This window comes from Lysinibacillus sphaericus, from assembly GCF_002982115.1.
Classification (GTDB): domain Bacteria; phylum Bacillota; class Bacilli; order Bacillales_A; family Planococcaceae; genus Lysinibacillus; species Lysinibacillus sphaericus.
Map to the genome: position 1 here is coordinate 2435107 of NZ_CP019980.1, position 16185 is coordinate 2451291.

Sequence of the window (16185 nt, forward strand, 5' to 3'; positions counted from 1 at the left end):
TTTCTTTAAAATGGATTCACTTTTTCAGTACTTAATTACTTAGTTATTGGGTGTTACGTCAATAGTTAATGGTTCACTTGTTGAACCACCAAGTAGTGCATTTGCAGAGGCTGTAATCGAGATACCACCTTCTGCAGCTTGACCAGAAAATGTGATAACTGCTTGTTGATCTGTGTTGACAGTAATTGATTGAGCTGTTAACGCTGTAGTACCTGTGTTAATTGTCCAATTAGCAATATTAGAGGCATTTGTTAGAAATAGGTCACCCGTTAAATCCACAGTAACCTTTGGATTTATTTGTCCTACATCCACTGTGCTAGCAGTGCCCAGCTTAGCCCATGTCGTATAATAAATATGAACTTTATCATCAGGCTCTAATTTATAAGCATCTAAACCAACAGTTGGGCTAATACCATTTACAGTGTATACCCAACCATCCCAACCATTTAAGCTGCCACTAGCTCGCCCATCAACAGATTCAAGATAAGGACCATAGATAGGATGAATAGTAACTATATATGGAATACCGTTTGCTGTTAATGTATTTTCCATTAGTGATAATGCCGTAGTTCCAGTTGAGACAATCTCTGTTGTTGCTGGTAGGATGGAGCCATATAAACCGTCAACAGCTAATTGGACATCGAATGTTGCAATTTGTGCCTCTTGTTTTGTAGGTTGTAATACTGTTGTTGCACTTGCTGTCGGTGATAATAGCGAAACAGCTAAAAGAAAAGCGAACGCTATATGCCACCATTTTTTAAAAGTAACCATTTTGAAAACCTCCTAATTTTATTGTAGTGAAAGTTTTTGCGATTAACTCCAATAAAAAAGATGCTTCTCTTAAAAAAGGGAAGCATCCAAGGTAAACAGAAAAGGAGCATAATAAAATAATATGCCTGTCCATCTATTTGCCGTAAGTTCTCCTAGCTTCCGAAGAGAGTTAATACGATGGAATAAAGGCAGGTCTCCTGGCTCGTGTATCCTATTCAGAACCTTCCCATCTACTGGGGGCATTTTTCCCCGTTTGACAGTGGTATTTTCTGTAGTCATCTACACTTACAGTTGCGGAAACAGCTTCGGCTTTGCACCGAATTCCCTATTAAGCTCTTAAAAGAGCACCTTTATTCTGCAATTGCTATTCACTTGATGTTTAGTTTAACATATTTTCCTCATTTTCCAAATAGTTAAATAAAAAGGATAGATATTCCTTATCGAATAATGGAGTTACCTCCATTATTTTTGTTTATGTATATAAGTTATAATCGCAAGAAGAAACCGATAGATATCCCACTCTTCCGATTGTTAAAGCTATTACAAGTTATGTAGTAGATCGCAATATTGAGAAAAACTAGGGACAGATTTCTAAAATATTGTAGGGAAGAGAAGGGAGATAAGCTTTACTACTCAGGGAATATGAAGCTTTTTGAGGAGAAGCAGTTATCTTTAAAGATAATCCTATGAAATTTATCAATCAGGAAGTTTCTTTATTTTTTTATGATAAACAGAAGGTAAAATCATAGCATATAGTACATTTTCTTATCATATATATTATACATTGAAGTGTAATAATGATATTTTATAAATAGATAGACTTTTCACTCAATTTAAAATAAGTAAGGAGTGTTGAATTTGATATCTTTTTCTAAACCAGATGTAGAACAGTTTTTACGAACATTTTCGATTGGTGATTTTGCGGTGAGTCCAGATGAAAAACAGCTAGTTTTCAGTACAAATTTAAGTGGCAAGTATAATTTATGGGCGATGAATTTACCAAATACGTTCCCGACACAGCTTACTTTCATTGACCAAAGCTGCCAAGGGCTTATCTATGACAAACAAGGACGGTTTATCATTGCTGGTTTTGACAGGAATGGGGACGAAAATACGCAATTTTATGGAATTCCACTTCAAGGTGGAACAATGAAAAAAATTATTTATGAAGAAGGAACTCGCAATTCTGTGCCCATTTTATCTGAAGATGGGAACAAGCTTTATTATACATCTTCGAAAGAAAATCCAACATATTTAAATGCATATGTCTATGACTTGGTGACAGGTGAGGAAAAAACAGTTCTTGTGGGAAAAGATGCGCCCACTTTTTTACTCGATTTTAGCCCGAATGAAGAGGTAGCCCTCTACTATAAACATTTTGCTAATACGAATACACTACTATACGCTAAACGAGGAGAGGAGCATATTCTCCTGACTCCGCCAACAGATCAGCAACATACGGTCGGTGACGCAGTGTTTGTATCCGATAACCTCATCTATTTATTAACAAATTACAATGCTGATTTTACGTATTTGGCTTCCTATAATTTAGAGACAAATGAGTTTGTAAAATTGAAAGATTTAGAGAATGAAAGCTTTACTACGTTGAAATATAACAAAGAAAAGCAGTGTCTGTATGTCATCAGTGAAAAAGGTGTAGAAGATCATTTGTATAAGCATGATTTGTTATTGAATAATTGGGAAGAACTCGATTCACCATGCAGTATTATTGAAAAACTTATCGTCACAAAATCCGGTAATTTGTATTTATTAGGAAGAAGTGCGACGAAGCCACATAATATCTATTATTTTAAGGAAAATGGATGGACTTCTTTAACGGAATACACAGTTCCAGGCGTAGATCAAAGTGAATTAGTGGAGCCAGATGTGATTACGTATTCTTCCTTTGATGGACTTGAAATAGAGTCCTTATTTTTCAAAGCTAACAAAGAAAATGATAATGGTGAAATCATTTTTTGGCCGCATGGTGGCCCGTAAGCCGCAGAGCGAAAATTTTTTAGAGCTTCCTTCCAATTCTTTTTAAATAATGGGTATAGCATTTTTGCGCCAAATTTCCGTGGATCAACAGGCTATGGATTAGCTTTCACAAAAATGGTAGAGGGAGATTGGGGACACGGTCCAAGACTTGATAATGTAGCTGGTCTCGACTGGCTCATTGAAAATAATTACGCGAAAAAAGGCAATATTTTATTGATGGGCGGAAGTTACGGAGGATACATGGCCTTATTGCTCCACGGTAGACACGCTGATTATTTCAAAGCCGTCGTGGATATATTTGGTCCATCTGATTTGTTCTCATTTATCAACTCAGTTCCTGAAGACTGGAAGCCCATTATGGATCAGTGGGTGGGAAACCCGGAAAAAGACAAGCAAAAACTCATTGAATACTCACCAATTACTTATTTAGAAAACATGGTGAAACCAATGCTAGTTATCCAAGGAGCCAATGACCCGCGTGTTGTAAAAGAGGAATCTGATCAAATCGTGCAGGCTTTAAAAGATAAAGGTCGTGAGGTCGAGTATATGCTTCTTGAAGACGAAGGACATGGCTTTTCTAAAAAAGAAAATGAAATTGCTGTTTATCAAAAAATCCTGTCATTTTTGAATCAGTTCGTTGAATCTAAAGTGAAAGCATAATGATACGTATGATAAAAGAAAAATAAGCCCAACTGGGAAAAAACCTAAAGAGTATTAACAATTCTTTCTTTAAGTAATGAGGGCGTAAGTTGATGGAAATATTAGTTGAAGTGAAAAAAGACTAGATTCTACATCAGTAGACCCTAGTCTTTTTCCATTTATCGTCCGTTTATAAGGGCAAAGAGAACATTGTATGTGCTAGTGCACGAATTTAAATCCTCATTCTCGGCAAATCATTTTAGTTTAGATAATATAATACTAGCGAGGGAATATATGAATTGCTCCTGGAGTTACAAAGCGAAACACCTAGTTGCTGCGACTGCTTTTTTTACGTTAAACAAACGAGTACAGAGCGAGGCATAATTAGATTTTCGTATTGAAAATCCCCCTGACCAACGTCAGGGGGATTATTGAGTGACTAAGCATTCGCAGTCCATTTCTGTTTTGTACAGCATAAAGCCGCATTCTCATGTTGAAAAATGCGGCTGTTTCAAAAAAGTCGTTTGTTTGAGTCAACTGTGTATAGTAGGTGGAAATTAGTTACTAATTAATGGGTGATCGACAAGGACCTACTTTTATACCAAGGGAATTGTAATGTTCTTTTATGTTAATAATGGCTTGATAATGTGTCACTTCGTCAATTAGTTGATTTATTTTATGAACGTCAACTGGTTTTTTCATTAGTAGGTCATTTAAAATTTGCTTGATTTCTTTAGGGTAAACATTGCCTACCATACTGGAAAGTCCATTGCAGCCACCGAGTATTTTTTCTATGAGGTCAACATCTCCTCCAGCAAACATAATGAAATCATCGGGTAACTGTGTATTTTTATGACGCTTCACATTGTACTCTTCTTTAAGGCCGATAAGGTTCGGGTGTTGTTGAGAAACAAGTTCATCCAGGGATTCAACACTTAGGTTAAATCCAGTTCGGGCAGGATTATTATATAGCACAACTTTTTTAGTAGTATGTGTTAGCAATTCATTAACATAAGCAATGGCTTGTTTTTGTGATGGTTGAATATAAAGTGGAAACTGGACAAGAATGGCATCAAAAACAGATTTCTCAAGTGCTTGAATTAGTTTTATCGCATCTCTCGTTCTCGCACCTGAAACACCAAACATTAGTTCAATATTTTGAAAGTTTTGCTTATTAAAGTAATCAATGATTTGCAATCGTTCATCAATGCTCATTGAATTTTGCTCACCGGTAGAACCAGATACAAGTAGTGACTCAATTCCGTTATTCTTTAAATGTTCAACAATGGGGTTGAAACCTTCTAAATATAAGCTTTCATCATCATGAAAGGGGGTTGGAATAGCAACATTTAGATTTTTCATCAATTATATCCTCCAATTATTTACCCAATAATATTAATATAGAACCAACGTAATACCACCACTTTGTACGGATAAGAGGAGGAACTATCTCTCCACGTGTGTTCACGAATCCGTACAAACTTATTGTCAGAGGTATGAGTAAATTCATTGCTGGCAGGAGCTTGTTATTTTACTTTTCTGGTAAAATATCATTCTTATTCGTGATATTTTCTTTAACAACATGTTTTGCTCCTGACCCAACAGGTTCTTCCAAAAACCATGTCCCCATACCGGAAACAGTAGGTACATCCTGGATAGTATAAAGAACAGCATTTTCATGATCAGACGTATTGCAATGTTCGTGTGAAAGCCAAGCAGGAGATACAAATACATCGCCTTTTTCCCACTCAATTTTCTCGCCATTAATGATACTATAGCCTTCTCCTTCAAATACAATAAAGATAGCCAAATTACTGTGTTTGTGTGGGTTATTATGTTCACCTGGCGCCAATACTTGGACCACTGCGTTTATAGTAGGGGTCACACCGTATTTATCACCAGTATCTTTATTTATCAGCGAAACTGCGCCTCTGCCATCACCCATAAAATCGCTAGACAATGAATCATCTAATTGTGCCTTTATATCTGTTCCTTTCCAAATACAAGGACGAACAGTCGGCTTGGTACTTTTTTGTAAAAAATCTTTGTAACTAATAATATCCGTTCTTTGATCGCTCATTTTAATAACCTCCTAGGTTTTTTGAGAATTTTTTAACCTTCCTGTGCTTCCATCGCCCTATCAAATCTTAAAGGCACCTCCTTTCAAGACTAAGTGAATTTAAAGCAATACAGCGTTGGAAAGGGAAACCCACTTTATTAAATACTGTTATAAACTGGGCTTGTAATTACAGTTTAGGGCACCTCAAACCATAGTTCAATTCAATTATTTATATAGTAATAATAGGTTAAAACTATGATACAATACATATTGCCATAAATTGATTTATGAGGGGGACCCTAGAATGGAACTAAGACAACTTGAATATTTTCGTTCAGTATGCCAGGAACTTCACTTTACAAGAGCTGCAGAAAAGATTGGAATTTCCCAACCATCTTTAAGCCAACAAATTCGCCTATTGGAGCATGAGATTGGAGCACCTTTATTTGATCGAATTGGTAAAAAGACGGCACTTACAGAATCAGGAAGACTACTTCTGAAGTATACTCAGAATATTTTCCATGAAATAGAACAAGCACAAACTGCTATAAAGGAATTAAACGGACTCCAAAGAGGAAATATTTCTATCGGAACATTGTTAACAGTTGAAAATTACCTAATTCCACCGACATTACTTAATTTTCATCGTTTATACCCTGCTATTAAAATTTCTGTGTTTGGACTACGCACGGAAGACATTAGGATAAGCTTGTTAGAAAATAAATTGGATATAGGGATTGTTTTTTTACCTATGAAAGATAGAGAATTAGAATCGATTTCTTTGTACAAGGAGGAACTGGCTCTTGCGGTACCCAATGGGCATCCATTAGAAGAACAGGAAATGGTCCATTTGGATGTTTTGCGGACAACATCGTCCGTTTTATTTCCTGAAAACTACTTTATAAGACAACTTATCAATAAATCTTGCAATGACTTGGGATTTCTCCCTCAGCCAGCTTTTGAAATAACAACGATGGAATCGTTAATTGACATGGTTGAAAAAGGAGTAGGAGTGACTATATTGCCTAAACCTTATTTAGAGTGCCTTAGCAATAATAAAATAACAGTCATTCCAATTGTAAATTCTAATCTTTCCCGAGAAGTAGGAATCGTCTATAGGAAAGATAAATATATGGGTGCTGCTACACGTATGTTTATTGAACAGCTAAAGGCCACCACAATTAATTTGAATTATTAAACCAATAAAGATACTGATTAAAGATTACCTAGTTGAACCTAACGAGGTGGTGTTGCAATGGATAACACGCTAAAACAACAATGAATTCTCTTAAGGTCCATTTGTTGGGAAGTTCCGAAATCAAAACCCCTTGATGCTCAAGGGGGGTTCCGAATTGTTCATTTTTATCGTTTATACATGATTTTAAAGCAAAATAGATATTATAAAGGTTGTCACTTAACGATCGGAAGTGGTTAGATTAAAAAAATAAGACAGAATAAAATTTGGGTAGGATAATGGATAAAAGAGGGATGAGGAGGATGCTTTAGATGTTGTCCAGCAAACAGTGCTACCGGCGATTGAGTCCATTCATCGTGAAGCCCAAGTTCGCTTAGTGTATCCATCCAATCTCTTTGTAATTCTATACAAAAAACCACTATGCAAAGTAAAAACAATTAAAGTATAGCTTTTTTTATCTATTTTTTATTAAACTAACAAAAATACTTGCAACATCTGTTTTAGTACTATATAGTACTAATTATGACAAAAGGAAAATTAATGAATCAAAAACGTGTAATTGAAGTCGCTGCAACATTATTTTTAGAAAAAGGGTTTGCTTATACAAGCATGGATGAATTAGTTCGTGTAAGCAAAGTTTCAAAGTCTAATGTGTATTATCACTTTTCTAATAAGGAAGAATTGTTGGATGGGGTTGTCGATTATTGGATTGCAATGTATCAAGCTGCAATTGATGGCTTACTATCTCAAAACCAATTATTAGTTGAAGATCGTATCCAACTGTTTTTAAAGCAATTATCACAAGGAGTACAAACGAGAGAATATAAGGGGGGCTGTCCATTTATTACGCTTTATATTCAAAGCCCTACAAATGCCTCAAAAGTAAAAGAAAAAATAGGTCTTTTTTTCGTAGGATTACAAACGAAAGTTTCTCTATTACTTAAACAAGGGGTAGAGAATGGTGAATTTAAAAAGACAATTAATATTGACGAGGTTGCATCTCTTTTTATTACAAATCTTGAAGGAGCGCTATTTATTTCAGAAACACTGAAGGATGCAACTGTAATCATGAAAACAGCAGATCATTTGTTTAACTTGCTTCGATAAAAGAAGCATTTTTTTTACACCAAATTAGTACTAAATAGTACTAAAAGGAGGATTTATATGAGAACAGTATTTTTAACTGGCGGAACAGGTTTTATTGGAAAGGAATTAGTGAAGGAATTAGCCAAAGAGCAGGTTACAATTCTTCTATTAGTGAGATCGAAAAGCAAAGCAACACGCATTTATCAAGAAAGAGGCATCTTAAATGAGGCAGTTATGCACTTTATTGAAGGTGATTTGACGAAAATAGACTTAGGTTTAAGTGCTGAAGATAGGGAGTGGGTATTGAAAACGGATGTGATTATTCACGCAGGAGGCCCCATGGATATTCAAGCGACAAGCAAAGAGGCTGCTTCCGTATTTTTGAATGGTGCCAAACATATTAGTGAATTCGCTAAAAACATCCACCAATTGAAGGGATTGCAACAATTTATTCATGTTGTAGGCTATATGAGTCCCTTTGATGATAAAAATAGCAAAATTGCGATAGATGTGTTTAAAGAAGGAAACAATTTTTTGAAAATAAAAAATCCATATGAGAGAACAAAGTTTTTAGCAGATCTTTATATCCGTCAGCAGGCATCAACAATAGGTTATCCGCTTTCAGTAATTAATCCACCAACTGTAGTTGGTAGTAGTAAAACAGGGAGTACCGAGCAAACAGGAGGCTTAGGCTTGCTTGTGATGAGTATGCGAAAAGGGCTCATGCCAGTAATTCCTGGAGGTAAGAAATATAGATTACCACTTATTGCAAACGACGAACTAGCAAAGTTTATTGTGCAGGTTTTCAGATTGGAGCAACCAACTATACAAACATATACACTTGTTGATGATAAGCAACACGATCAAAATATTTCACAATTATTAGATGTTATGTCAGAAAGTATGAATATGACTGCACCTAAAATCTCTGCCCCATTGCCATTTATGAAAGCACTTATGAATAGTGGCGTAAGCAAAATAACCAAAATTCCTGCTGATGGGCTAAACTTTATTACAAATCGAACATTTTCAAATGGTTCAGTGAAAAAGATTATGGGAGAAGATTGGTTTAAGGAGACAAATGTAATGAAATTTTCCCCAGCCGTAATAGCTGATCTGGATTATCGCATGATGTATCAAAATGGCCAGCACAGTCATTTATTTAAACGAACATTATGTTACAATACTACCATTTACCAATCACAAGGAGAGGGTAAACCGTTTATTTTATTACATGGTTTATTAAGTGATGGAGAGGATTTATTTCCTTTAGGGAAAGAGCTTCATGAAAAATCGGGTCGACCTGTATGGATTATGGACCTTCCGGGTTTGGGACGTTCTCCTTTTAAACGAGAGAAAAATCTTTTAAATATCTATTTGAATGTATTGAAGAAGTTATTGGAGAAAGCTACTAATGGTGCCCATCTAATTGGCCATTCATTTGGTGCGTATATTCTTTTGGAAGCATTAGTACAAAAGCACATAGATAAGAAGTATACAATTACTTTACTTCAGCCACCTGTTGCTATAAAAAAGGCTAAATCGATAAATGTTCCTCAATTTATGAACAAATGGACATTGAAAATGGCAACTACTAAATTGATAGAGCGTTATTTATTAAGTAATGGTTTATTTGAAAGTACGGAGAGTATCCCTGAACATTACATTGAAAAAATTACTAGCAGTTTTACTTCTCCTAGAATTTTAAATACTACTGTTCAGCTTAACAGTTTACTATTGAAAAACGTTCAAGGTGATTTCAATGAAGTAACAAAGTATAACCTTCACATTATTTGGGGGGATTATGACAGAGGCTATTCTGCTCCTTCGCATCTTGGTAAGGTTGATTTTGTTCCATATGGACATCATTTTCCTCTTAACCATCCGAGTGAAACGGCTAATTTGGTAATAAAAAATAGTAGTACTAGCACATGAGAGTGTATATCCGTATCCTAAGGTAGTAAAATGCGAATTGAACAAAGTATTGCTCTTTACGCATGGCATGTAATTACCCTTATCTTGACAAAGGATAAAGACTTTTATTATGCGCTGGGAGAGTAATCGAGATGGGCAACGGTACGCGTTTCTGAATCTCGATACGTCTCATAGCTCTAATATTATTTTGAAAATTAGTAAATTACATCAGTTGAAGCATTAAGAAAAGATAAAGAAAATTCAATAAAATGAGGTGCAAGACAGCTCCTTTTTCTTTATTGAGCTAAACCAGCTATAGAGGGTTAATTGTTATTCAATTAAAGGGCGCGATTATGGAACAAGGAAAAGCGTCTTTTTTACGAAAAAAAAGATTGAGTCGAACGTCTTCTTTTGAAATAATTGGTACTAATCTAATTAAAGGATTAAGATTCGTTAGAAAAGAATTTTTAAAATACAGGGGGTCGCCCATGGATAAAAATGAATATATCTCACTATTCCACAAAGAACTTCGACAAGAGGCTCGAGTAAAAGGTTACATAAGAGAGGAAACAGAACATGTCGTGCGTCACATTTCACAGTTTGGTGAAAAAGGGTTCATTATCTCATCTAATGTAAACGAAAGTGATGTAAGAGAAATTATTAAGAACGAGTTAAACTATTTTAGTAACCTTGAACAAGATTTTGAGTGGAAGGTGTATAACTATGACAAGCCTGCTAGTTTGAAAGATATTCTTGAACAAGAAGGATTCACAGTAGATGACCCTGAAGCACTAATGGTCATGAAGTTAGAGGAACAGCACCCCTTGCTTAATTATGACCAACACTTCAATTTAAAGGAAATAACAGATGAACAAGGCATTCAAGACATTATAGTTCTAGAAGATGCCATCTGGAATGTACCGCATGCTGAACTGGGAGAAAGACTTTGGAGAGATAAACAGAATAATCCTGAATCCCTATACCTTTATGGAATTTATGAAGATGGTCAGCTTGTAAGTGCAGCTTGGATGTATTTAGAGGAAAATTCCTCTTTCGCCAGCTTATGGGGAGGTTCAACACTACCGTTGTTCCGAGGAAAAGGTTATTATACAGCACTTTTAGCTACTCGTGCAAAAAAGGCATATGAAAATGGGCATCCTTTCCTTACTGTTGACGCCAGTTCAATGAGTAGGCCTATCTTAGAAAAGAGTGGTTTTCTATGTCTTGCATACTCTTATGGCTGCCAGTCACCTTCTACCAAGCAGTAGCGCCTTGTACTTAAAAAACTAGCTAATAGAAGCTCATGTGTTATTCCGTTAAAGGGAGCGATTGTGGAATAAGCGTATTCAACTAATGGCGTGCGTTAGTTGAATATTCGCTTTCCGAAATAATCAATCTTTTTATGGTCCACTTTATCACACAAACTTAACAATTGACCAAATGATTGGAAATAGAAATTACCAGTGAAGGGAGAATAATTGGGTATTTGTGGTATTATATAGTGAGCGAAGAAACAGAAAAAAATTTTCCACCGAGCTTCGCAAACAATTGAAATTACCAATAGGGGGTCTGCCGACAAAATTTAGAAGGATTAATCAGTTCCTACTTTTATAGAATAGGCTGAAATGGTATTTACTTAGGTTATAGTAACAGCTAGGTTTGAATAGCTAAGAATTAAAAGGAGAGATTTCAATATTTATGTTTAAAAATTTTTTTGGAAAGTGCTTAGTAACTTTTTTTGTTTTACTTTTACTTATCCCTGGTTTTACAAATCAAAAGGCTACAGCTAATTCACTACCTCAAAATGAAATGCGTGCAGCCTGGATTGCAACAGTTTCTAATATTGATATGAAGGCAGGTATGAGTAAAACCCAATATACTCAATGGGTTCAAAGTACCTTAGACAAATTAAAAGCTAATAACTTTAATACAGTTATTTTTCAAGTTAAGCCATTAAATGATGCACTGTACCCATCTAAGCTTGCTCCATGGTCATCGTATATAACAGGCAAGACACAAGGGACCAATCCGGGTTTTGATCCATTGCAAATAATGCTGGACGAAGCACATAAGCGAGGATTAGAACTTCATGCTTGGGTAAACCCATATAGGGTCACGATGCCATCGCAATCTTTGTCTAATCTTGCTGCCGATAATGTAGCCCGTAAAAATTCTAATTGGGTAGTGAAATACGGTAAACAATACTATTTAGATCCTGGTTTGCCGGAAGTTCAAAATTACTTATTATCAACCATAGAAGAATTAGTAAGCAACTATGATATCGACGCAGTACATATGGATGATTACTTCTATCCTTATAAAATAAAAGGAGAGACTTTTCAAGATCAACAAACTTTTAAAAAGTATGGTGGCTCATTCAATAATATTGAAGACTGGCGCAGAAATAATGTTAATGAATTAGTTAAAAAGGTTTATGCAAGCATTAAGGCAATTAAACCACATGTTCAATACGGAATATCTCCGTTTGGAATTTGGCGAAACAAAAAGCAAGATTCTACTGGTAGTAACACGAATGGAATGAGTAACTACGATGATCTTTATGCTGATACAAGACAGTGGATTAAAGATGGTAGTATCGATTATATTGCGCCTCAAATCTATTGGTCTAGAAATCATAAAGCAGCAAATTACTCGGTTTTATTAGATTGGTGGGGAAGAGAAGTTCAAACGTACGCAAAAGTCCATCCTGTTAATCTATATATTGGCATGGCCAATCATAAAGTTGGAAATGATTCTGATACTGCGTGGAATAATAAGACGGAAATTATCAGCCAAGTAAACGCCAACAGAGCAAATAATAATGCTCAAGGACAAATGCATTTTTCTCTAAGAAGTATTAACAATAACGCTCTTGGACATGCTTCTTATCTAAATCAGCAACTATACAATTATAAAGCTTTAACACCTTCAATTTATTGGAAAGACTCTGCAATACCTTTACGTCCAACTGATGTTAAATTGAGTAAAGAGTCTTTCGGCATGAAGCTTACTATTACAGATGAAAATAGTACTCAACCAAGGAAATATGTAATATATCGATTTGATGGAACAAAAGAAGGATCATATGAAGACGCTAAAAATATAGTGGACGTGGTTTATAACACACAAGGTAATACGATTTATGTAGATACGAAGGCAAATAGGAGTAAAGTATACACATATGGTATAAAGTCTATATCTGCTACAGGTGTGGAAAGTAAAACTGCTTTTGTTCTAAAAGATGGAATTCCTTACCAGTCAAACTGAAAAGTTTAATCATAACAACCTCGTAACTATAGCTTACGAGGTTGTTTCCATGAGTTAGTTAAACGCAGAGGAACATTTAGTTTTCCTTATTGTAAAGCAGCTCTATATACGGCCTGGAGATATATCAGTAAGGGGCAGGTTACGAACCATCAAAGGTCGTAACAGTTGCTACAAATGCTTAAAAACAAAAGAAAAGAGAATCACACAGTCACGCGTGAGAAACTTTATGTATCGTTAGTAATTAAATGTATATGGACAAGAATGTCCAGACATTAAATATTTTACTTGATAACTGGTATAATAGCATTTTAAAAAAAGAAGTCCGTACATTCTTGTCTAAATTTAGAGACAAGAATGTACGGATTTTGTATAATAAAGACAAGAATATCCATACTTATTATTTTCAGAATATTCAATTTATATAACGGGGTGATATTTTTGTATAAACCATTAATTACTTCTGCTAGTAAAAAATTTGGCAACAATAGGTGGGAATCTTTTAGCAATAAATTAAAACGAAATGTTTTTTTATTTAGCGATTTAGAATATCAGCATTGGATACAAATAGAAACGGATCCAAACATAATTGATTTTTGTGAACAGGCGATAAAAATGGAGATTATAGAAGAAAATAAAAAACAATTCTCTATTATAGATATGTGGGTAAAATACAAAAATGGGAAGCAGCTTTTTATAGAAATAAAATATTCTAAGGATTTAAATAAAGATTCTGTAAAGAAACAAATAAATGTACAACGACTATGGTGCAAAGCAAATCAAGCGAATCATTTAATTAAGACGGAAAATGAAATAATACTTAACCCTATTAAACTATCAAATTTAAAGCTTTTAATACGTCAAATCAATAATACACTGGCAACAAAAGAAGAAAAGGTAGAAATAGTTAAGAAGCATATTATTGAGCATCCAAAATCAATACAACAAATAACACTTGAAACAAATATTGAAACAAGTGAATTGATAAATATTATATGTATTCTTTTATATAACGGATATATTAAGTGTGATTTAGATTCACGGCATTTAGGGAAGAATACGGAGGTATGGAAGATATGCGCAGATACCTAACAGATAAAGTACCTATTAATGATTTAGATATTACTAATTGGGAAGATATTTATACAGGGGATATGACAGCGAATGAACTACATACGTTTAAATCGCGGAAGAAGGCAATTGATCTCTTTTTCAGTACCGATATTCCCATAGATAAAATAGTAGAAATAACAGGGATTGTAAGGAGTGAAATATATCGTTTTGCTTCCCGCTGTATTATGTATGATGAAGTAAACAAAATTCTGGGTTATAGAGGATTAGTACATTATCAAGCTGTTGTCCCATATAATCGTAAAACGATTTGTAACATAAATCCAACTAATTATTCAGGTGCTTTCCAATTACTTTTGAAAAATTACCCTGAATTAAAAATCTTCTTAATAGAAGAGTATTTTAATAAATCTAAAGCAAAAATTAGCGCTAGAGAACGTAAAATTAGTTATAAAAATTTGCATAGGAAATTCATTAATGAATGTAGGAAGATCGGTATTAGACCTAATGAATATCCTTTTAACACAATTAGTTTAGCCCGAAAGTCCGTTGAAAGATTTATTAAAGATGTTTCAAATAACTATATCCGTGAAGTAGCTGATCTTAATGGAGGGCAATCCTCCATGATTTTAAATAATGTTAACAATTCTAATAACTCGAATTCAACAATTACTAGACCATTAGAAAGAGTAGAATTTGATGGCCATAAACTTGATGTAATATCCGCAATTGTATATCAAACACCCAAGGGAGAAGAAATAATAGATATACTTAATCGTTTTTGGTTATTAACTGTTGTTGACGTCGCAACAAGGGCAATTGTAGGTTACCATTTATCTTTCAATAAGGAATATAACCAAGAAGATGTTAAGAAGTGTTTTCAATCATCAATTTTACCTTGGAAACCTAAAACTCTTACTATACCAGGATTAAACTATTCTAAAAATGCAGGTTTTCCCTCATCAAAATTTTCTGAAGCTGAATACGGCATTTGGGATGAAATATGTTATGACAATGCAAAATCACACCTTTCAAATGAAATAAAAAATTTATTAACAAAACAAATCGGTTGTTCTATAAATATGGGGCCTGTAGCAGTTCCAGTTAATAGGCCAATTATTGAGCGGCTTTTCAGAAGTATTGAAGAGAACAGTTTTCATCGGCTACCTTCAACTACAGGTAGTAATGTAATGGATCCTCGAAGAAAAGATGCTGAGAAGAATGCTATAAAATTTTCTATTACCTCTGATGCGATAGAGGAGTTATGTGACGTAATTATAGCAAATTACAACGCAACACCACATGACGGTAATGATGGCTTTACTCCTTTAGAGGTATTTGAAAGTAGGATTAATCAAGGTATGCATATTTCTACAATCCCAGTAGAAAATAGAGCCTTAGTTAATTTATTTCCAATAACTTGTGTACGAAGAATTAAAGGAAATTTAGATCAAGGCAGGAGGCCATATATACATTATAAACATGAACGTTATACTAGCCCTGAACTTAGTAGAGATTTTTCAATGGTAAATGAAAATGTAACAATTTTGATTAATACTGAGGATCTTCGGTCAGTTGTAGTTTATAGACAAGATGGCACAAAATATGGGGTATTAACTTGTAGTGGCTATTGGGGAACAGTACAGCACTCCTTAAAATTAAGAGATGCAATAAACAAATTTAAGCGCGAACGATATTTCCATTATATCGAAGATGAAGATCCTATGGATGCTTTCCAAGCTTTTTTAGAAGAAAATGCAATTAACGATAGAAAACTTAGAAATCTATTAGCTGAATTAAAATCCTATAAAAAAAGATATAAAATTGACTCGAAAAATAAAGAGAAGAAAAAAGTACAGGTAAGGTTAAAAAAAGAACAACAAAATCTACACCAAGAAGTTATTGATGTCAGAAAGGATGCTAAGGCAGAAGATATTTCAAAAATTAATCCTAGTAATAAACAGAATATTGAATTCAAATCAACTCATGATTTAATCATAGAACAAAAATTAAATCAAAAAGAAAAACATTCTACGGCGGGTAATACTAGTTTAGATAAAGATGAAATCAAATTAAATATCATTAATCCTGAAATCACAGAAACAAACTACTATGAACATTTAATAAACGCAGAAAAAAACAAAAATAAAAATAAAAGAAAATCAATCACACTTTAGGTGGTGTAGAT

At 34.3% G+C, this 16185-nt stretch carries 10 protein-coding genes, 1 pseudogene and 1 riboswitch; of the genes and pseudogenes, 8 read left to right on the plus strand and 3 right to left on the minus strand.

Translation table 11 applies throughout. From position 1 onward, the window contains the following. Nucleotides 1-39: 39 nt before the first annotated feature. A complete protein-coding gene (locus LS41612_RS12360; protein ID WP_024361751.1) occupies nt 40-771 on the minus strand; it encodes a DUF4430 domain-containing protein in 732 nt (243 codons plus the stop codon). Nucleotides 772-941: 170 nt separating this feature from the next. Then, nucleotides 942-1138, minus strand: a riboswitch (cobalamin riboswitch). A gap of 491 nt (nt 1139-1629) precedes the next feature. Here LS41612_RS12360 and LS41612_RS12365 point away from each other — a divergent pair. Then, nucleotides 1630-3429: pseudogene (locus tag LS41612_RS12365) on the plus strand (S9 family peptidase). A 543-nt stretch (nt 3430-3972) separates the two neighbouring features. Here LS41612_RS12365 and LS41612_RS12370 read toward each other — a convergent pair. Together LS41612_RS12370 and LS41612_RS12375 are read right to left on the minus strand one after the other, a co-directional pair. Continuing rightward, a complete protein-coding gene (locus LS41612_RS12370) occupies nt 3973-4770 on the minus strand; it encodes a dihydrodipicolinate synthase family protein (RefSeq protein WP_024361752.1) in 798 nt (265 codons plus the stop codon). A 169-nt stretch (nt 4771-4939) separates the two neighbouring features. Continuing rightward, nucleotides 4940-5488, minus strand: coding sequence for a cupin domain-containing protein (locus tag LS41612_RS12375; RefSeq protein WP_024361753.1), 549 nt, complete (start codon nt 5486-5488; stop codon nt 4940-4942). Between the two features lie 283 nt (nt 5489-5771). On the opposite strand from LS41612_RS12375, the gene LS41612_RS12380 reads away from it, so the two are divergent. From LS41612_RS12380 to LS41612_RS12410, 7 genes are all read left to right on the plus strand, one after another. Beyond that, a complete protein-coding gene (locus LS41612_RS12380; protein ID WP_024361754.1) occupies nt 5772-6665 on the plus strand; it encodes a LysR family transcriptional regulator in 894 nt (297 codons plus the stop codon). A gap of 537 nt (nt 6666-7202) precedes the next feature. Continuing rightward, a complete protein-coding gene (locus LS41612_RS12385; protein ID WP_024361755.1) occupies nt 7203-7769 on the plus strand; it encodes a TetR/AcrR family transcriptional regulator in 567 nt (188 codons plus the stop codon). Between the two features lie 57 nt (nt 7770-7826). Next, the gene (locus LS41612_RS12390; RefSeq protein ID WP_024361756.1) at nt 7827-9683 is read left to right on the plus strand and encodes an alpha/beta fold hydrolase; all 1857 of its coding nucleotides are present in this window, start codon (nt 7827-7829) and stop codon (nt 9681-9683) included. Nucleotides 9684-10150: 467 nt separating this feature from the next. Continuing rightward, complete coding sequence (locus LS41612_RS12395; RefSeq protein WP_024361757.1) at nt 10151-10930, plus strand: GNAT family N-acetyltransferase; 780 nt, start codon at nt 10151-10153, stop codon at nt 10928-10930. Nucleotides 10931-11360: 430 nt separating this feature from the next. Beyond that, nucleotides 11361-12929 carry a glycoside hydrolase family 10-like protein gene (locus LS41612_RS12400; protein ID WP_024361758.1) on the plus strand — a complete coding sequence of 523 codons (1569 nt, stop codon included), beginning with the start codon at nt 11361-11363 and terminating at the stop codon, nt 12927-12929. Between the two features lie 438 nt (nt 12930-13367). Continuing rightward, on the plus strand, nt 13368-14018 hold the full coding sequence (locus LS41612_RS12405) for a TnsA endonuclease N-terminal domain-containing protein (RefSeq protein WP_024361759.1): 651 nt from the start codon (nt 13368-13370) through the stop codon (nt 14016-14018). Next, the gene (locus tag LS41612_RS12410) at nt 13994-16174 is read left to right on the plus strand and encodes a TnsB C-terminal domain-containing protein (protein WP_137034856.1); all 2181 of its coding nucleotides are present in this window, start codon (nt 13994-13996) and stop codon (nt 16172-16174) included. The genes LS41612_RS12405 and LS41612_RS12410 overlap by 25 nt, the downstream gene beginning before the upstream one ends. The last annotated feature ends 11 nt before the right edge of the window (nt 16175-16185 follow it).